Source organism: Acidobacteriota bacterium, assembly GCA_016716715.1.
In the GTDB taxonomy this organism is placed as follows: domain Bacteria; phylum Acidobacteriota; class Thermoanaerobaculia; order UBA5066; family UBA5066; genus Fen-183.
This window is the reverse complement of the sequence record JADJVE010000012.1, coordinates 88247-105956: the sequence shown is the minus strand read 5'-3', so window position 1 is coordinate 105956 and position 17710 is coordinate 88247. Positions and strand designations below refer to the sequence as shown.

Here is a 17710-nt window from a genome sequence, read left to right as displayed (position 1 = left end):
TCAGGCCCTTTTTGCTCACGAGGCGGTCTCCGGCGCCGCTTCCTCCGGCAGGTCCGGAAGCGCCTCGGGCGTCAGCTTCGCCTGGAGCGAGTCGAACGCGATGTAGACGACGGGCGTGAGGTACAGCGTCAGGACCTGCGAGACGAGAAGGCCGCCGACGACTGCGAGGCCGAGCGGCTGGCGCGATTCGGCGCCCGCGCCGATCCCGAGCGCGATCGGAAGCGTGCCCATGAGAGCCGCCATCGTCGTCATCATGATCGGCCGGAACCGCACGACCGCGGCCCTCCGGATCGCCTCGGCCGGGCCCTTTCTCTCGGTGCGGGCGGATTCGATCGCGAAGTCGATCATCATGATCGCGTTCTTCTCAACGATGCCGACGAGCATGATGAGACCGACGAACCCGTAGACGTTGAGGTCCTTCCCGAAGAGGAGCAGCGTGAGGAGCGCGCCGAGGCCCGCCGACGGCAGCCCCGACAGGATCGTGAGCGGGTGAATGAAGCTCTCGTACAGGATGCCGAGGACGAGGTAGATCACCAGGATCGCGATCACGAGGAGGAACGCGAGCCCGCCGACGGACGACTGGAAGACCTGCGCCGTGCCCTGGAAGCTCGCCGGGATCGTGAGCGGAAGGATCTCGTCCGCGGCCTTTCGGACACGCGAGGTCGCGTCGCCGAGCGCGACGCCGGGCTTCACGTTGAACGAGAGCGTCGAGGACGGGACCTGCCCGAGGTGGTTCACGGCGAGCGGGCCCGCGCTCTCGTCGAATCGCGCGACGGACGAGAGCGGGACGAGCGTGCCGGCGGTGTTGCGCACGTAGAGGAGCGACAGGGCGGCAGGGTTCGTCTGGTACTGCTCGAGGAGCTCGAGGATGACCTGGTACTCGTTCGTCGACGTGTAGATCGTCGAGACCTGGCGCGTGCCGTACGCGTTGTTGAGCGCGTCCTCGACCTGCGACGCGGTGAGGCCCAGCGCGGACGCCTTGTCGCGGTCGATCGTCACCGCGAGCTGCGGGTTCCTGTTCTGGAGGTCGGTCGTCACGTCGAGGAGGCCGGGCAGCGTCTTGACCTTCGCCTCGAGAAGCTCCGTGTATTTCGCGAGCTGGGCGCGGTCCGAGCCCTGGAGAGTGAGCTGGTAAGGGCTGCGCGTAACCTGGCCGCCGATCGAGACGGACGGCGGGTTCTGGAGGAAGACGCGGATCCCGGACACCTTCAGGAGCTGCGGCCGCAGCGACTCGATGACGCCGTCGACGTCGTGCTTGCGGTCCGAGCGCGGCTTGAGGAGGACGAGAAGGCTTCCCGAGTTGCCGGCCGGGCTCGCGTCACTCTGGCCGACGGTGGACGACACGCCGCGCACGTCCGGGTGCCGCCGGATCAGCTCGGCGACCTCCCGCTGGCGGCGCGCCATCTCCGGGAACGAAACGCCGGGCATGCCTTCCGTGTAGCCGATGAACTGGCCCGTGTCGTCGCTCGTGAGAAACCCCTTCGGGATCACGGCGAAGAGGACGCCGGTGACGAGGAGGAGGATCCCCGAGACGATCAGCGTCTCCTTCTGGCGCGCGAGCACCCACGTGAGCGTCCGCTCGTAGAGGCCGAGCCAGGCGTCGAAGATGCGCTCCGTCGCCTTGAAGAAGCGCCCCTCGTTCGCGACGTGAGAGGCCTTGAGAAAGCGGCTGCACAGCATCGGCGTCAGCGTCAGGGAGACGAACCCCGAGACGAGGATCGCCACGCTGATCGTGATCGCGAACTCCTTGAAGAGCCGCCCGAGGAGCCCGCCCATGAAGAGGACCGGGATGAAGACCGCGACGAGCGAGATCGTCATCGAGAGGATCGTGAAGCCGATCTCCTTGCCGCCCTTCAGCGCGGCCGTCAGGGGGTCCTCCCCGCCCTCCATGCGGCGGACGATGTTCTCGAGCATGACGATCGCGTCGTCGACGACGAAGCCGACCGAGAGCGTCAGCGCCATGAGCGAAAGGTTGTCGAGAGAGAAGTTCAGGAGCGACATGACCGCGAACGTCCCGACGATCGAGGCCGGCACCGCGAGGCTGGGGATGAGCGTCGCCCGCACGTTGCGCAGGAAGAGGAAGATCACGAGGACGACGAGTCCGATCGTGAGGACGAGCGTGAACTCGACGTCGTGCACGGACTCGCGGATGGGTACGGAGCGGTCGAAGAGGACGTCGAGCTTCAGCGCGCCCGGGAGCTGCGATCGAAGCGACGGGAGCTTCGCCTTGACCGCGTCCACGACGGCGATCGTGTTCGAGCCCGGCTGGCGCTGGATGGCGAGCGTGACGACCTGCTTGTCGTCGTACCAGTTCCCGATCCGGTCGTTCTCGACCCCGTCCACGACCCTGCCGAGGTCGCCGAGCGTCACGGGCGATCCGTTGCGGTACGCGACGATCATCGTCCGGTACGCGGCTGCGTCGAAGAGCTGGCCGTCCGCCTTCACCGTGAGCGATTGGTGGACGCCGTAGAGCGTCCCCACGGGCAGGTTGGAGTTCTGCCGCTGGATGGACGTCGCGACCTCGTCGATCCCGATCCCGCGGATCGCGAGCTGGGACGGGTCGAGCTTCACGCGCACGGCGAACTTCTGCGCACCCGTGACGACGACCTGCGCGACGCCCGAGATCGTGGAGAGGCGCTGCGCGATGAGCGTCTGGGCGACCTCGTCCACCGCCGTGAGCGGCATCGTGGGCGACGAGAGGACGAGGTAGAGGACCGGCTGGTCGGCCGGGTTGACCTTCTTGAGCGTGGGCGGCGACGGCATCCCCGGCGGGAGCTGGCGCGCCGCCGCGGCGATGGCCGTCTGGACGTCCTGCGAGGCCGCGTCGATGTTGCGGTCCAGCGCGAACTGCAGCGTGACCTGCGTCGTCCCCTGCGAGCTCGTCGAGTTGATCGAGTCGACGCCCGCGATCGCCGAGAACTGGCGCTCGAGCGGCGTGGCGACGGACGCCGCCATCGTCTCCGGGCTCGCGCCCGGGAGGCCTGCCGTGACCTGGATCGTCGGAAAGTCGACGTTCGGCAGGTCGCTGACCGGAAGCGAGCGGAAGCCGATCGTCCCGAACAGCAGGATTCCCGCCATGACGAGCGTCGTCATGACGGGCCTTCGGATGAAGGGCTCGGTGATGCTCATCCCTTGGACTTGATCTCGACCTTGGCCCCCGGGAAGAGGCGCAGCTGCCCGTCCGTCACGACGCGTTCACCGGCGGCGAGACCCTTCGCGACGGAGACGACTCCCTCCGAGGAGGGGCCGGTCTTCACCGGCCGCGGCTCGACGGTCATGTCGTCCTTCACGACGTACACGTACGGGCCGTCCTGCCCGGTCTGGATCGCCTGGGCCGGGACGACGAGCGCGTCCGCCTCGACGCCGGTCGTGAGGACGACCTTCACGAACTGCCCCGGCCAGAGGCGGCGCTCGGGGTTCTCGTACGTGGCCTTGAGGCGGATCGTGCCCGTCGTGGAGTCGACGGCGTTGTCCACGAAAGTTAGGACGCCTGCGACCGGATGCGCCTCGTCGCTCGGAAGCGCCGCCTCGACGCGGACGGCGCCCGCGGCGCGGGCCCGGTTCACCTTGGCGAGCTCGCCCTCGGGCACGGCGAACGTGACGTAGATCGGCGTCGCCTGCGTGATCGTGACGAGGGGCGTCGTGTCGTTCGCCTTCACGAGGTTGCCTTCGTAGACGAGGAGGTTGCCCGCCATCCCGTTGATCGGCGAGCGGATCGTCGCGAACGAGAGCTGGATCTTCGCGTTCTCGACGGCGGCCTCGTCGGCGGCGACGAGCCCGGCCAGCGTATCCGCGCTCGTGCGGTACTGGTCGAAGTCCTCTTTCGAGGCGATGCCCTCGTCCGCGAGCTTCTGGTAACGCGCTGCGAGGGCCCGCGCGTTCGCGAGAGTCGACTTGTCCTTCGCCAGCGTGCCGACGGCCTGGTCGTACGCCGCCTGAAGCGGGCGCGGGTCGATCGTGAAGAGGAGGTCGCCCTTCCTCACTTCCTGGCCCTGCTTGAAGTGGATCTTCACGAGCTCGCCCGAGACGAGCGCGCGGATCGCAACGGTGGCGTACGCCTCGACGTTTCCGATCGCCCGCGTCGTGAGCGGGATCGACTTCTGGGCGACGACGGCTGCCGAGACGGGCACGACCTCGGCGCGCGGGCCGCCCTTGCCGCTCGACTTCACGAGCGCGCGCGCCGTGGCCGCGGCCACGATGACGACCGCCGCGACGATGAGCACGATCCTGAGGCGGCTCCGCCTCGCCGGGACGGCCCCGGCCGGCGTTTCCGGTCCCTCGTTCATGGAACCTCCCACAAGGGCGCGGGGAGCGCCCGGTCGGGAAGCTTAAGCCTCTCCCGCCGCTGCGCTTAGAGCATGGACATGCGCCCCCGGATCACTGGCCGGCGGGCGGTTGCCAGAGCTCTACCTTGTTTCCTTCTGGATCGATGACCCAGGCGAACTTCCCGTACTCGGAATCGTCGATCTTCTCGAGAACGTTGCAGCCCTCTTCGCGCAGGATTTTGACCAGGGCGTGGAGATCCTCCACCCGGTAATTGACCATGAACGTGGCGGCGCTGGGCGCAAACGGGTCACCCTGCGCCGCACCAATGGACCAGATGGTTGTTCCGGCAACCGGCTTGCCTTCACCGTCGGTCCAGGTGAAAGCCGTGCCACCCCATTCCTGGACATCGATTCCGAGGTGCCGCTTGTACCAGGCCTGCAGTGCCGGGGCGTCTTTGGCCTTGAAGAAGATGCCGCCAATGCCCGTGACTCGTTTCATGGAACCTCCTGATTGGTTCGCGCAGCTCCGGTGCTCACTTCGACTGCGCCACGGTGATCACGATCTTCCCCTTGTGGCGTCCCGATCCGAAATAGCGGAAGGCCTCGGGCACGTCGGCGAGCCCGTAGCGCCCGTCGACCACCGGGACGACCTTCCCCGCTTCGAACAGGTCCCGGACGTACACGAGATCCTTGTTCGGCTTCAGGGCCAGAAGACGGACCTTCTTGCTCGTGGTCAGCGCGAACCACGGCCAGAGGAGCAGCGCCTGAATGAGCCGGGCCATCGAACCGCCGACCGTGACGTAGGTTCCGCCGGCATTCAGGGCCCTCGCGCAATCGACGACGGATCGGGTCGTTTTCACGTCGAGGATCAGGTCGTAGCGCTCGCCAGTCCTCGTGAAGTCCTCGCGCGTGTAATCGAGAACGTGCCGCGCACCCATCGAACGCAGCATGTCCAGCTTCTCCGGGGCGTCCACCGCGGTCACCTCGGCCTCGTAGAGGGCCGCGATCTGGATCGCGAACGTTCCCACCCCTCCGCCGGCGCCGTTGATGAGGAGCTTCTGTCCGGGCCGGATTCCCCCGAGGTCGCGCAGGGCCTGCACGGCGAGCAGCGCCGCCTGGGGGATCGCGGCCGCCTGTTCGAACGTCATGCCGGGCGCTTTCAGCGCCAGAGCCTTCTCGGGAGCGCACACGTACTCCGCGAATCCGCCCCATCTCCCGCTGAGATCCCCGAACACCTCGTCGCCGGGCCGGAACTGCCGGACGTTCCGGCCCACGGCCTCGATGCGACCAGCGACGTCGGACCCCAGGATTTGCCTCTCCTTTTTCGGCTTCCAGAGGCCGAACAGGAGGCGGTTCACGAAGTCGGCGCCCTCGAGGGCGCCACAGTCCCAGTCGTTCAACGACACCGCGTGAACCTTGATCAGGACCTCGTCGTCCGCGGGAACGGGCCGGTCGACCTCCGCGAGCCGGAGAACTCTCGGCGATCCGTATTCCGTGAAGACGATCGCCTTCATGGAGCTCCTCAGATGATCCGGTCCTTGATGCCCTTGCTGACGGCAGCCGACTTGGACGTGACGTGGAGCTTCTCGTAGATGGAGCGCACGTAGTTCCTGACGGTGTTGATGCTGATGCCGAGCTTGTCCCCTGCCGCCTGGTAGCTCGCGCCGTCCGAGAGCAGCTTCAGGAGGCGCACCTCCTGCGGCGTGAGGTCGTGCTCCGCCCGCCCCGCCGGCACGGACTCGCGGAACGCCTGGATCACCTTTCGCGCGATCTCGGGCGAGATCGGCGAGCCGCCCTCCTTCACGTCGCGAATCGCCTCGAGGAGCTTCGCGGGCGCTGTCTTCTTCAGGAGGTAACCGGCAGCGCCGTTGCACAGGGAGGTGAAGATCGGATCTTCCCCTTCGTACACGCTCAACATGAGCACCGCGACGGACGGGTGCGCTTCGCGCACCTGCCGCACGGCCTCCGAGCCCGGCATGCCCGGCAGGTGGATGTCCATGAGAAGGACGTCGGGCAGTCCGCCCGCGGCCGCGCCGAGTCGCTGGAGCGCCTCCTCCGCCGAGCGGTAGCCGCCGGCCCACGCGAATCCGCGCGTCCCGCCGATCAGAAGGCGCAGGCTCTCGCGCAGCCCGGGATCGTCCTCGACGACGGCGACGCGGATCATGGCAGCGGGATCCCCTCGACGCGGATCCGCGTCCCGGCGCCGGGCGACGCCGCGATGGCGAACGTCCCTCCGAGAGCGGTGGCGCGCGAGCGCATGTTGTCCAGGCCGCGGCCTTCGGCCTCGGGCACGTTCCGCGCCGCGGCGTCGAAGCCCGCGCCGTCGTCGGCGACCTCCACGGAGAGCTTCCGGTCCTCGAGGCGGAAGCCGACGGTGACCGACTTCGCGTCCGAGTGCCGCGCGGCGTTCGTAACGGCCTCCTTGAGGAGGAGGAAGAGGTGGCGCCTCGGCTCCGCGGGCAGGTCGACGGCGCCGGCGCCGGCCGGAAGCTCGATGCGGCACGCGATGCCGCGCCCCTCGAGAAGGTCCGTCGCGAAGTGGCGAAGCCGGTCCGCGAGGCTCTGGAGGTCGTCGTGCCGCGGGTCGATCGACCAGATCGCGTCGCCGAGCGCGTCGATGACGCCGCGCGACGTCTCGCCGATCTCCGAGAAAAGGCGGGCCGTCTCGCCCGCGGGGTCGAGGTCCCGGCGGCCCACCTCCGAGAGGATCGAGATGCGCGCGAGGCTCGAGCCGACGTCGTCATGGAGGTCCGTCGCGAGGCGCGTTCGCACGCGCTCGACGGCGACAGCGTGCCGCACGCCCTGCCGGTGGACGAGATACGCCGCGAGCGCCAGAAGGGCGAGCGCCGACACGAGGAACTCCGGCCGCCTCCACAGCGGTGGAAGGATGCGGAACGCCGCCGTGGCCTCGGGGCCCGGCGCCCCGTCGGGCGCCACCGCGCGCACGTCCAGCCGGTACGAACCCGCCGCGAGGCCGACGTAGCGGACGGTCGGGTCGGCGTTCGGCGCGCTCCACTGCGCGTCCAGACCCTCGAGCCGCGTCTGAAAGAGGACGCGGCCGCCCGACGCGAAGCTCGGGGACGCGAAGTCCACGCGGACCCGGTTTTCGTCCGGGGCGAGCGTGATCCCGGTCAGGGCGGCCGTGCCGAGCTCGGGCACGGGCCGTGGGTTTCCGTTGACCCGGAACGCCGCAATCACGGTGCGCGGAGGGGGCGATGCGACGTCGGGGCCGGGCACGAAGCGCGAGACGCCCTCGGGCGTGCCAAACCAGAGGGCGCCGGAGGCGTCGCGCGCCGCCGACGTCACGAGGTTGTTCGCGAGGCCGTCCGCGGTCGTGAAGTGGGCCTGCCGCCCGGTTCCGGGGTCGAGGCGGACGACGCCGCGCGTCGTCCCCACCCACACGAAGCCGGCGGCATCCGCCTCGAGGCAGAGGATGCTGCTCGGGACCGCCCCGCTCGCGAACTCGACGGGACGGGCCGCGAGCGTCGCGGCCGCGGGATCGTCCACGCGCAGAAGTCCGGCGTTTCCGTTCGCGACGTAGAGGCGGCCCGTGCCGTCGAGGAGAAAATCGTGGACGTATCCTTCGGGCGCCCCGTGCGCGGGGTCGAGCCGGTCGGCGCGGCCGTCCTTCAGACGCACGGCTCCTCCGCTCCCGAATCCCACCCAGAGCCCGCCTTTTCCGTCCTCGAGAAACGCGAGCGGCGCGCCCGCCGGCAGTCCGCCCGCGGGTTTCACGGCGGCGAAGCGATGCGCCGCGGCGTCGAATCTCAGCAGGGCGTCCGGAGTGTCGTAGACGCCGGCCCAGAGAGATCCGTCGGCGGCCTCGAAGATCGAGGAGACCTCGCCCGGGACTCCTTCGGCGGGGCCGAACGCCTCCGCCCTCCCGCGCACGAGGGCCTCGCCGAAAGCCGCGGCCGGGTGGCGCGCGACGCCGCCCGGCCCGGCGACCCACCACGCGCCCGAGCGGTCGCGCAGGACGGATCGGCCCCAGATGAGGCGGCCGAGGACGGGTGCGGCCGCGCGCGGCCAGCGGATCGAACGGAAACCCTGGCCCTCGCGGCGCGCGAGCGTCGTGTTGCCGCGCGACGCGACATAGAGCGCTCCGCCGTCGCCCCGGAACACCTCGGCGACCTGGACGTCGAGGAGCCCGTCCTCCTCGCCGAACGACGTGAACCCCGCGGGGCGAAGGCGCAGGAGGCCCGTGCTCTGCGTGCCGATCCAGAGGTTGCCCTCGCCGTCCTCGAGGAGCTCGCCGAGGATTCCGTCGCCGAGCCCGTCTCGCCGCCCGAAGAGCTCGAGGCGGTCGTCGTTTGCCACCGCGAGGCCCGCCGTCGTCGTGAGGACGACGCGCCCGTCCTTGCGCTCGAGGATGCGTTGGAAGGCCGAGGGCCCCGCCCCGGGAAACCCGTCCAGAGCCCGCCACTCCCCGGGCGCCTCGGGAAGGTCGAGCCGTCCGTTGGACAGGAGGGGGCCCGCCCTCTCGGCGCCGCCCCGCTCCCATCCGCGGGCGCCGACGAAGAGGCGCCCGGGGGTCGCGACCCACAGCCTCCCCGCTCGATCGACGAGAAGACTTCGCACGTCGTCCTGCCTGAATTCCTTCGAAAGGGGAACACGCTCCGGCTTGCCGCCGGGCGTGGCGCGAAAGAGGCCCTTTGACGTGCCGGCCAGGATCGCCCCGTCGGCGCCCGACCGAATGATGCGGACGACGCCCCCGGGCGCCGCGGCGGCGAGGCCCCATGCGCGCGGAGGCGCGTCCCCTCTTCCACCTTCAAAGATCTCTCCTCCCGAGCCGTACCAGAGGCGCCCTTTCGGATCCGACCAGACGCATTCGACCGGCTTGCCCGCCGGCGGGCCGGCCGGCTTGAACGCCGGCCGCGTGGACGGGTCCGACGCGCCGAGCCGCGCGAGGCCGCCCGACGTGGCGACCCAGACGGCCCCGTCCGCGGCCTCCGCGAGCGCCCAGATGCGCGCCTTCGGGAGCCCGTCCTCGACTCCGTAGACGCGGAAGCGCTCGCCGTCGAAGCGGGAGAGGCCGTTCAGCGAGCCGACCCACAGGTACCCGCGCGAATCCTTGAGGAGCGCCGTGACGGTCTCCTCCGCGAGGCCCTCGGCCACGCCGTGCCGCTGGACCGGCAGCCTCTCGGCCGCAAGCGGCGAGGCGAGCGCGGTGACGGCGAGGAGCGCGGCCCGGAGTCGCATCGTCCGCCCCATTCTGAGCGCTCAGGCGCCGAGGCGCTTCGCGATCCGTTCGGCGGAGTCGCGGACCTTTGCGACGACGCGGCCCTCCCCGTCGAGCAGGACGGGGATCTCGAGGCCGAACCGCTCCGAGAGCGCCGGGTCCGAGTCGACGTCCACTTCGGAAAGCGTGCCGCCGAGCCGCGCGACGAGCGGCGCAACCACCGCCTTCATCTCGTCGCAGAGATGGCAGCCCGGCCGCGTCAGAAGGCGCAGCGCGGGAGCGCTCACGCGGCCGGGCGCGCCGCCGGAGGGTGCGGTCCGCGCGGAAGCTGCGTGAGGACGCGCCACGAGTAGTGGAGCCCCGAAATCGTCGCGAAGGCCGCGACGAGCCACATGCACGCCGTGGCGACGACGGGATCCAGGCGCTTCACGTTGACGAGGAGGATCGCGGTCACGGTCGAGATCTCGAGAAACGTCGTGAGCTTGCCGAGGATCGACGGCGGAAACGACCGGATCCCGAGTGCGAGGAAGAGCACGAGGCAGATCACGAGGATGAAGACGTCCCGGAAGATCGTCAGGACGAGGAGCCACATCGGGATGCGCACGGCCGTCGGCGTCCCCGGCAGCGCGAAGACGACGAACGACGAGACGAGAAAGAGCTTGTCGGCGATCGGGTCGAGCAGCGCGCCCAGCGGCGACCCCATGCCGAACCGGCGCGCGACGTAGCCGTCCACGATGTCCGTGACGGCGGCCGTGAGGAAGATCGCGAGCGCCGTCCACGCCCGGCCGCCGAGGATCGCCATGACGAGGAACGGGAGCGCGACGAGGCGCGCGAACGTGAGGAAGTTCGGCAGCGTCCAGGGGCGAAGCTCCACGGCGCGTCCCGTCAGCCGGGCGGCGGAGCCGCCCCGGCGTCGCCCTCGAGCCGCACGTAGACGGCCTTGCCCTTCGGGACGATGAGCTGCTCGGCGGCCATCTGGGACATCGTCCGCGAGACCGTCTCGCGCGAGGAGCCGATCGTGTCGGCGATCTCCCGCTGCGACGGGCGCACGACGACGGACCATCCGCCGCCGGCCTTTCGCCCGCGCGCGACGGCGAGCTCCCGGAAGTAGCGCGCGAGGCGCGCCTTGACGTCCAGCGAGGCGAGGCCCTCGATCGTGGCGTTCGCGCGCCGGAGGCGCGCCGAGAACGCGGCGAGGAGCGCACGCGTGAGGACGAAGTTGGATTTCAGGAGGCTGAAGAAGACCGGGCGCGAGAGGATCGCGAGCTCGGACTTCTCCTGCGCGATCACGCTGGCCGAGCGCGGGGCGTCGTCGAGGAGCGCCATCTCACCGAAGTGCTCGCCCTCTCCGAGCGAGTTCAGGACGACCTCGCGCCCGTCCGGCGCGACGATCGCGACCGCGACGCGGCCCTTCACGATCACGTAGAACGCATCTCCGGGCTGGCCCTGCTCGACGATGGTCTCGCCGCGGGTGTACGTGCGGAGAGCCGCGGCCTTCGCGAGCGCGACACGGTCCTCGGGGGCGATTCCCTCGAAGAGGGCGACTCTCGAGAAGAGCTCCGTGACGTTCATCGCGATCCTCCTCCCCGGGCCATCTTCAGCGCCGCCTCGATCGCGGCGACGGATTCACGCCCGCTGAGCTGCCGGGACCCTTCCGGAAGTATGCCGCACTCGGCCAGGGACGCCGGGCAGGAGAGCTCGCCGCCCGCGAGCGTCGCGAGCCGCTTGAGATGAGACGCCATCTCGATCCGCGTGACGGCCGCGTCCGCGCCGACGAGGTGCGTGTCCCGCGAGACCGGGAAGAACCCGAGCCCGATGGTCCGCACGAGCGCCGCGCGCTCCGGCCTGTCCACGACGTCCACCGCGACGTCCGCGCCCGGAGGGACGCGGGCGTCCCGCACCTCGGGAGAGATCTCGACGAGAAGGGACGCCAGCTGCGCCCGCGTGAGCCGCGGAGAGAGCGCCGCGCGCCGCGCCGGCGCCGGGAGGTTCTGGACGCGGAACTCGAAACGCGCCGCCGCCGCCTTCTCGCGAAACGCGGGGTCGGTCCGACCGAGCTGCTCGTAGAGGGCCTCGGCCTCGGCCCAGCGCCCCGTCCTGGTTGCGAGAGCGGCGAGGGATTCCGTGAGGGCCGGATCCGCCGGGTCGATCTCGTGCGCCCGCTTCGCGGCGGACCACGCGTCCTCGAGGGCGCCCTCGGCCTCGGCGGCCTTCGCGAGTGCGCGGTAGCCCGCGGCCGCATTCGGGTCGACCTCGAGGATCGAAACGGCGGCGCGCCGGGCCGCCGCGGTGTCCTTCGCCTTCAGGGCCTCGTCGGCCTCGGCCGAGCGTCTGGCGACGAAGGCGTCCCGGAGCTCCTTCTCGCGCGCGACGTACCGCGCATTCGAGGGGACGAGGCGGATCGCCTCGCGGTAGCCGTCCAGCGCGTCGCGCAGGCGGCCCTCCGCCTCGGCGGCGTCGGCGCGCGAGGCAGCGTCGCCGGCGCGCAATGCGGCGGGGTCCTTCGGGGGCGGTACCGTCGTGCACCCCGCGGCCGCCCCGAGGACGACCGCCAGGGCGAACGCGAGCCGGCGCGTCAAACCGCGGGAGCCCGCACCGCCGGGGGCGCGAAAGCGGGAGCGTTGGCTCCGGTCGACGCCACCGACGCGATCGCGTGCTTGTAGATCATCTCTTCGCGGCCGTCGACTTCGACGACGACGGCGTACTTGTCGAAGCGGCGGATGCGTCCCACGCGCGTGCGCCCGGAAAGGAGCATCACCTCGACGATCGTGTTGTCTTTTCGGAGCTGGTAGAAGAACCCGTCCTGGACGTTGATGGGCGGCTTCGGCGTCCCGATCATGAATGACTCCCTTCCGGAAGATGAGCAAGAAGCGGGCGCGCGAGGCGCTCCGCGAAATCGACGAGGTCGGGGCGCGTCGCGTCGACCGTCACGAGACCCGGCTCCCGCCGGAACCAGGTCTCCTGTCTCTTGGCGTAGCGGCGCGTATCTCTCAGGATCCGCTCCTTCCACTCCGCTTCGGAGATCTCCCCTCCGAGAAGCGCAGCCGTATCACGATACCCGATGGCCGAGAACGCGGGCGCCGTGACCGGCACGCCGGCGGCGAGCAGGCCCTGCACTTCCCCCGGGAGCGCGGTTGCGAAGCGTGTTCGAAATCTCTTCGAGATTCTGTCATGGAGGTCCGCGCGCGGCAACGTGAGGAGCAGCTTCACGGAAGGCCGCGTCCACGCGGCGCCGGGGCGCTCGCGGAACAGCCGCGACGGGCGCTGGCCCGTGAGGAAGAGGATTTCGAGGAGGCGGATCGCCCGGGACGCGTCGGCGTCGGCGAGACGCGAGGCGACCTCGGGGTCGAGAACGGAGACCATCCGCTTGAGGGACGCCTTGCCGCGGCGGGCCGCGACGGCCTCGAGCGCGGAGCGGACGGCGTCGTTACGGCGCGGCCCCTCGAAGAGGCCGCCGAAGAACGCGCGGACGTAAAAGCCCGTGCCTCCCGCGAGGATCGGCAGGCGGCCGCGCGCGAGGATCTCCTCGCAGAGGCGCCGCGCCTCCGCGGCGAACTCCCCGGCGCTCCACGGCTCGACGGGCTCGCGCGCGTCCACGAGGTGGTGCGGCGCGCGCGCGCGCAGGTCCGCTCCGGGCTTGGCCGTCCCGACGTCGAAGCCGCGGTACACGGCGAACGCGTCCGCCGAGACGATCTCTCCCCCGAGGCGCTCGGCGAGCGCCACGGCGAGCTCCGACTTCCCCGTCGCCGTCGCGCCGAGGATCGCGAGGACGCCCGCCGGGCCGCTCACGGCGCGGACCTCGCGACTGCCTCCGGGAACCACGGGAGGATGCGGCCCGCGGCCAGCGTGAGGGCGAGGTCGCCGTCGCGGTCCGTACGGAAGACGCGCGCGCCGGCGCCCGCGAGGCGCTGGACGACGTCCGGCGCGGGATGCCCGAACCGGTTGCGCCGGCCGACGCCCACGAGCGCGACGCGCGGAGCGACGCGAGAGAGAAAATCCGGCGTCGTCGACGTGCGGCTCCCGTGATGCGGCACCTTCAGGACGTCGGCCCGGAGGTCCTCCCCGGACGCCACGAGGTCGCGTTCGGCGGCCGATTCCACGTCGCCCGTCAGGAGGAGCGTTCGCCCCTCCGCCCGCGCCCTCAGGACCAGCGATCCGTTGTTCTCCCGGGCGCGCGGGTAGGGGTCGTCCCGCGGGTGGAGGACGTCGAAGGCGACGCCGGCGGCCTCGAAGCGGGCGCCTGCGCCGAGCCGTTCCAGGACGAGACGCCGCTTCCGCGCGACGGCGAGAAACTCGTCGAGGAAGGCGTTGCGCGGCGCGGCCCGCGGGAGGACGACGCGGCCGACCGGAAGCGAGTCCAGGACGGCGAGGAGCCCGCGCGCGTGGTCCGGGTGCGGGTGCGTCAGGACGACCGCGTCGAGAGACACGGCGCCGAGGTCCGCGAGCTTCGGCACGAGGCGCAGCCGCCCGAAGTCGTACGCCCGGTCCGGGCTCCCGCCTCCGTCCACGAGAACGCGCCCGCGCGGCGTCACGAGCAGCCAGGCGTCGCCCTGTCCGACGTCCACCGCCCGGAGGACGACGGTCCCGGCGCCCGCCGCGGCCGGAGGCGCCGCGACGACGGCGAGGACCGTGAGGAACGCCGCCGCCAGCGCCGTTCGGCGGACGGGCCGGGCCGCGGCGAGGCCCGCGACGAGGAGGAGGCCGGCTGCCGCCGCCGCCAGCGCGAAGGACGGCGTCGGGACGACGCGCACGGCGTGGAGCCGGTCCAGCGCGTCGAGGATGCCGAACTGGAGCTCGGCAAGAAGCCGCAGCGGGACGATCGCGGCGGCCGCCGCGCCCGGCGAGAGCGCGAGGAACGGCAGGAGGCCGAGGCCCGCGAACAGGAAGACGCCCGAGAGCGGCACGATGAAAGGATTCGAGAGGAGCGCGACGAACGGGACGACGTTGAAGACGTGCGCCTGGACCGGCAGGACGGCAAGCTCGGCTCCCAGCGTCGCCCCGACCGCGTCGGCGAGGAGGGGCGGCGCGCCGCGCGCGCGCAGAAACGCCACCGCCGGCGCCCCGAACTCCGCGAGACCGAACACCGCCGCGAACGTCAGGAGGAACCCGACGTCGAAGAGCGCCGACGGATCCGCGAGCAGGATGGCGCAAGCGGAAAACCCGAGGACGTGCTCGGGGGACGTCGGCCGTCCGAGGAGCCGTGCGGCGAGGTAGAGCCCGATCATGAGCGCCGCCCGCCAGACCGGGGGCCGGCCGCCCGCGAAGACGGCGAAGAGAAGCGTCGCGCCGAGAACGATCGCGTCGCGCGCGGCGAGAGAAACCCCCGCGCGCCGCACGAGGAACCCGAGCAGCGCGGCGACGAGCGCCACCTGCAGGCCGGAGATCGCGACGATGTGGGCGACGCCGCCGTCACGGAACGCGCCCACGGCCGCGAACGGCACGTCCTGCGTGTCGCCGAGGACGAACGCGAGGAGCAGGGCGAGCGCCGTGCGGTCCGCCTCCGGCGCGCCCGCGAGGTTCGCGCGCAGCCGGCGCTTGAGCGCGGCGCGCGCGGCCTGAACCGGAGCGAGCGGGCCCGCCGGGCCCGAGAGGCGTTCGACCTGGAGGGCGCTCTTCGCGAGAAGGTGCGGCTGCTCGGGCAGGCTGAACGGCGAGCGACGCGGGCCGCCGCGCTCGGGGAGGCGCAGCGTTCCCGTTACACGCACCCGGTCACCGACTTCGGCCGCCCGGGAGGGATCGGTCTCCCCCGCCACGGCGAGCGTCACCGGAGCGTCGAGGGCGAGCGGGCGGCCGCCGAAACTCGCGGTCGCGACGTCGATCCGGGACCTCGCGAGCGAGCCGCTCGGCGACCACGGCGCGTCGAGACGCCCCGTGATCTCGACGAGAGCACCGCCGGCTTCAGGGTCGCGCACGGCGGACTCCGCGATCGCGCGCCGGGCCTCGCCGGCTGTTCGGAGCGCGGGAACGAGCCAGCGCACCTGCGCCGACGCGTAGCCGAGGGCGGCCGCAAGGACGAGGCCGCCGGCCGCGGCGAGACGGCCGTGGCCGCGGCCCACGGCGACCGCGGCTGCGGCGGCGAGGGCGAGCGCGGATCCGGCGAACAGGGAGGGCGGCACCGCGAGCGAGACGGCGGCGGCGATCCCTGCCGCGATCGCGAACGCCGCGGGCAGCGACGGCGCGCCCGCCCCGGGCGACCAAGAGCGCCTCATCCGCCGCTTCTATCCGATCGGACGCCTGGCGAGCAAGGCCACCGTCTCGACGTGATGAGTCTGCGGGAAGAGATCGAGGAGCGTCAGCCGCGTTACCGCGTACCGCTCGCGAAGGGCCGCGACGTCGCGCGCGAGCGTCGGCGGATCGCAGGACACCATCAGGACGTGCGGCGGCGCGAGCCGCAGGATCCCCCGGCGTACCTCGGGCGAAAGGCCGGCGCGAGGAGGATCTGCGAGGAGAAGAGAGAGCGGGGATTCGGATTTCTTTGAGTGGAAGAAGGATTCGGCTGAGGCGCGGACGGCGCGCGCGTGCGGCAGGCCCGAGGAGGCCCAGATAGAGAGATTCTTTGAAAGTGAATGAGCGGACGACTCGTCGATTTCGACCGCCGTCACGTCGCCCCCGCCCGCCTCGGCCGCGAGCTCCAGCAGCGGGCGCGTCATGAACCCCACGCCCGCGTAGAGGTCGACCGCGCGCCGCGGTTTCAGGCCGCGCAGCGCGGCGCGGATTTCTTCGAGGAATGAATCCAGGAGAAACAGATTTCCTTGAAAGAAAGAAGACACGGAAACGTCGAACGAGGCGCCGCCGGCCACGATGGAGAGCGACGACGGGCCCTCCGAACCAACGACCCGCCCGCCCGCATCGACGACGCGAAACCCGTCGAGCGGTCCCTTCTTCACCTTCAAAGAAATCCCCGGTCCCCCTCCGTCTCCCCCGCCGAGTCGCAGCTCGCCGAGGCGCAGCTCGCCGAGTAGGGTCTTCCCGTCCCGCGACTCTAGAGTCGCCAGTTCCCCCTCCAAAGGCCCGAGCGAGCGCAGGTGTTCCCGGAGCGCGGGGAGCCGCGCGAGAAACGGCTTCGACACGATCTGGCAGCCCTCGAGGTCCGCGACGGCGTTTGAGCGCGGCGCGAAGAAGCCGAGGCGGCCCTCGCGGCCGAGATGGAGGCGGTTGCGCAGCCGGTAGTTCGGCGGCGAGCCCAGCCAGCGCGGCTCGGGCAGGTCCTCCGCCTTCAGGCCGCCGAGGCGGCGCAGCGCGTCGAGGACGAGCTCGGTCTTGAGGGCGCGGTGGTGCTCGAGGCGGGCGGCCGGCCAGTCGCACCCGCCGCAGGCGCCGCTCAGGGCGAGCGCGCAGACGTCGGCGTCCGGGCGGCGGGCCTCCCCCGCCTCGAGGATCGCTTCGGCGCGGCCGCGGATCAGCCTCGGCGAGACCTCGTCCACGCGCAGCCGCACACGGTCGCCGGGCAGCGCGCCCGCGACGAGCGTGACGACGCCGTCCGTTCGCGCGAGGCCCTCGCCGCCGGGCACGACGCGCTCGACGACGGCCTCGAAGGCGTCGCCCGCGCGGATCTCAGCCATGGAGGAGCGTCAGGGCCGGCAGACCCAGCAGGAGCCGCACCTCGCGGCGCGTCAGCGCCCGCCGCATGCGCTCGACGACGGCGGGCGAAACGCCCGCCACGTCGCCGAGAGCCGCGGACACGCGGGATTCGACCAATTCTTTTTGCTTCGGAGGAAGACCCTTGAGCGCGGAGCGCAAGAGTGCCGCCTCAATTGCGGAGAGGGCGCTTTCGGATTCTTCGAATGGAAGATCGCGCGCCAGCGCCTCGACCTTCGCCGCGGCGGCGAGTAGCGCCCCACCCTCACTCACCCTTCTAAGAAAATCCTCGATCCCTTCGGCGGTTGCGAACCGCTCATTCGCCGCGCGCAGGCCTTTCGAAAGCAAAGCAAGAGATTCTTCTCTCGCGGGCGCGTTCGCGCCCGCCACGGCGGTCTCGCGGGCTTTGCCCACGAGACCGCGCCGCTCCATCTCCCAAAGCTCCTCGACCGAGCTCGCGCAGTAAGCGATCGACGAGATCTTCCCGGCCTGGCTGCGCGCGCGCCGCTTCTCGAACGCTTCGCGCACCGCGCGGACCACGACGTCCAACGGGACCCCGTTCTCGCGCCAGCCGCGAATGAGCGTCCAGTCCTTCGGAGACAGGAGGAACGGCGTCCCGCGCTCGGCAATGAAGGCCTCCTCCACCCTCGTGGCGTAGGCCTCTTCATCGGGCACGGCGTCGTCCATG

At 71.4% G+C, this 17710-nt stretch carries 15 protein-coding genes; all 15 read right to left on the bottom strand.

The window, feature by feature from the left end; all coding sequences use genetic code 11:
- Window positions 1-15: 15 nt before the first annotated feature.
- Entirely contained in the window at window positions 16-3129 is a 3114-nt protein-coding gene (locus tag IPL89_16660) for an efflux RND transporter permease subunit (protein MBK9064798.1), read from the bottom strand.
- Window positions 3126-4286 (bottom strand): efflux RND transporter periplasmic adaptor subunit, encoded by a 1161-nt coding sequence (locus IPL89_16655; protein MBK9064797.1) that lies wholly within the window; start codon window positions 4284-4286, stop codon window positions 3126-3128. Before IPL89_16655 ends, IPL89_16660 begins: the two co-directional genes overlap by 4 nt.
- Window positions 4287-4377: 91 nt before the next feature.
- Window positions 4378-4764: a VOC family protein gene (locus IPL89_16650; protein MBK9064796.1), complete on the bottom strand. Its 387-nt coding sequence runs from the start codon at window positions 4762-4764 to the stop codon at window positions 4378-4380.
- A gap of 34 nt (window positions 4765-4798) precedes the next feature.
- Window positions 4799-5779: an NAD(P)-dependent alcohol dehydrogenase gene (locus tag IPL89_16645; GenBank protein ID MBK9064795.1), complete on the bottom strand. Its 981-nt coding sequence runs from the start codon at window positions 5777-5779 to the stop codon at window positions 4799-4801.
- 8 nt (window positions 5780-5787) lie between these two features.
- Complete coding sequence (locus tag IPL89_16640) at window positions 5788-6429, bottom strand: response regulator transcription factor (GenBank protein ID MBK9064794.1); 642 nt, start codon at window positions 6427-6429, stop codon at window positions 5788-5790.
- Window positions 6426-9464 (bottom strand): ATP-binding protein, encoded by a 3039-nt coding sequence (locus IPL89_16635; protein MBK9064793.1) that lies wholly within the window; start codon window positions 9462-9464, stop codon window positions 6426-6428. Before IPL89_16635 ends, IPL89_16640 begins: the two co-directional genes overlap by 4 nt.
- Before the next feature lie 21 nt (window positions 9465-9485).
- Window positions 9486-9674, bottom strand: a complete 189-nt coding sequence (locus tag IPL89_16630; protein MBK9064792.1) for a glutaredoxin family protein — start codon at window positions 9672-9674, stop codon at window positions 9486-9488.
- A 53-nt stretch (window positions 9675-9727) separates the two neighbouring features.
- The gene (locus IPL89_16625) at window positions 9728-10318 is read right to left on the bottom strand and encodes a CDP-alcohol phosphatidyltransferase family protein (GenBank protein MBK9064791.1); all 591 of its coding nucleotides are present in this window, start codon (window positions 10316-10318) and stop codon (window positions 9728-9730) included.
- An 11-nt stretch (window positions 10319-10329) separates the two neighbouring features.
- Entirely contained in the window at window positions 10330-11016 is a 687-nt protein-coding gene (locus IPL89_16620; GenBank protein ID MBK9064790.1) for a Crp/Fnr family transcriptional regulator, read from the bottom strand.
- The gene (locus tag IPL89_16615; protein ID MBK9064789.1) at window positions 11013-12023 is read right to left on the bottom strand and encodes a hypothetical protein; all 1011 of its coding nucleotides are present in this window, start codon (window positions 12021-12023) and stop codon (window positions 11013-11015) included. The genes IPL89_16620 and IPL89_16615 overlap by 4 nt, the downstream gene beginning before the upstream one ends.
- On the bottom strand, window positions 12020-12283 hold the full coding sequence (gene hfq, locus IPL89_16610; GenBank protein MBK9064788.1) for an RNA chaperone Hfq: 264 nt from the start codon (window positions 12281-12283) through the stop codon (window positions 12020-12022). The genes IPL89_16615 and hfq overlap by 4 nt, the downstream gene beginning before the upstream one ends.
- The gene (gene miaA / locus IPL89_16605) at window positions 12280-13233 is read right to left on the bottom strand and encodes a tRNA (adenosine(37)-N6)-dimethylallyltransferase MiaA (protein ID MBK9064787.1); all 954 of its coding nucleotides are present in this window, start codon (window positions 13231-13233) and stop codon (window positions 12280-12282) included. The genes hfq and miaA overlap by 4 nt, the downstream gene beginning before the upstream one ends.
- A complete protein-coding gene (locus tag IPL89_16600) occupies window positions 13230-15653 on the bottom strand; it encodes a DNA internalization-related competence protein ComEC/Rec2 (GenBank protein MBK9064786.1) in 2424 nt (807 codons plus the stop codon). The genes miaA and IPL89_16600 overlap by 4 nt, the downstream gene beginning before the upstream one ends.
- 9 nt (window positions 15654-15662) lie before the next feature.
- Window positions 15663-17006, bottom strand: coding sequence for a class I SAM-dependent RNA methyltransferase (locus IPL89_16595; protein ID MBK9064785.1), 1344 nt, complete (start codon window positions 17004-17006; stop codon window positions 15663-15665).
- Window positions 16999-17709 carry a hypothetical protein gene (locus tag IPL89_16590; protein MBK9064784.1) on the bottom strand — a complete coding sequence of 237 codons (711 nt, stop codon included), beginning with the start codon at window positions 17707-17709 and terminating at the stop codon, window positions 16999-17001. Before IPL89_16590 ends, IPL89_16595 begins: the two co-directional genes overlap by 8 nt.
- Between the last annotated feature and the right edge of the window lies 1 nt (window position 17710).

Coding starts and splice junctions, on each gene's coding strand:
- IPL89_16660 (MBK9064798.1), bottom strand. CDS start 3,129: ATGAGCATCACCGAGCCCTTCATCCGAAGGCCCGTCATGACGACGCTC.
- IPL89_16655 (MBK9064797.1), bottom strand. CDS start 4,286: ATGAACGAGGGACCGGAAACGCCGGCCGGGGCCGTCCCGGCGAGGCGG.
- IPL89_16650 (MBK9064796.1), bottom strand. CDS start 4,764: ATGAAACGAGTCACGGGCATTGGCGGCATCTTCTTCAAGGCCAAAGAC.
- IPL89_16645 (MBK9064795.1), bottom strand. CDS start 5,779: ATGAAGGCGATCGTCTTCACGGAATACGGATCGCCGAGAGTTCTCCGG.
- IPL89_16640 (MBK9064794.1), bottom strand. CDS start 6,429: ATGATCCGCGTCGCCGTCGTCGAGGACGATCCCGGGCTGCGCGAGAGC.
- IPL89_16635 (MBK9064793.1), bottom strand. CDS start 9,464: ATGCGACTCCGGGCCGCGCTCCTCGCCGTCACCGCGCTCGCCTCGCCG.
- IPL89_16630 (MBK9064792.1), bottom strand. CDS start 9,674: ATGAAGGCGGTGGTTGCGCCGCTCGTCGCGCGGCTCGGCGGCACGCTT.
- IPL89_16620 (MBK9064790.1), bottom strand. CDS start 11,016: ATGAACGTCACGGAGCTCTTCTCGAGAGTCGCCCTCTTCGAGGGAATC.
- hfq (MBK9064788.1), bottom strand. CDS start 12,283: ATGATCGGGACGCCGAAGCCGCCCATCAACGTCCAGGACGGGTTCTTC.
- IPL89_16600 (MBK9064786.1), bottom strand. CDS start 15,653: ATGAGGCGCTCTTGGTCGCCCGGGGCGGGCGCGCCGTCGCTGCCCGCG.
- IPL89_16595 (MBK9064785.1), bottom strand. CDS start 17,006: ATGGCTGAGATCCGCGCGGGCGACGCCTTCGAGGCCGTCGTCGAGCGC.
- IPL89_16590 (MBK9064784.1), bottom strand. CDS start 17,709: ATGGACGACGCCGTGCCCGATGAAGAGGCCTACGCCACGAGGGTGGAG.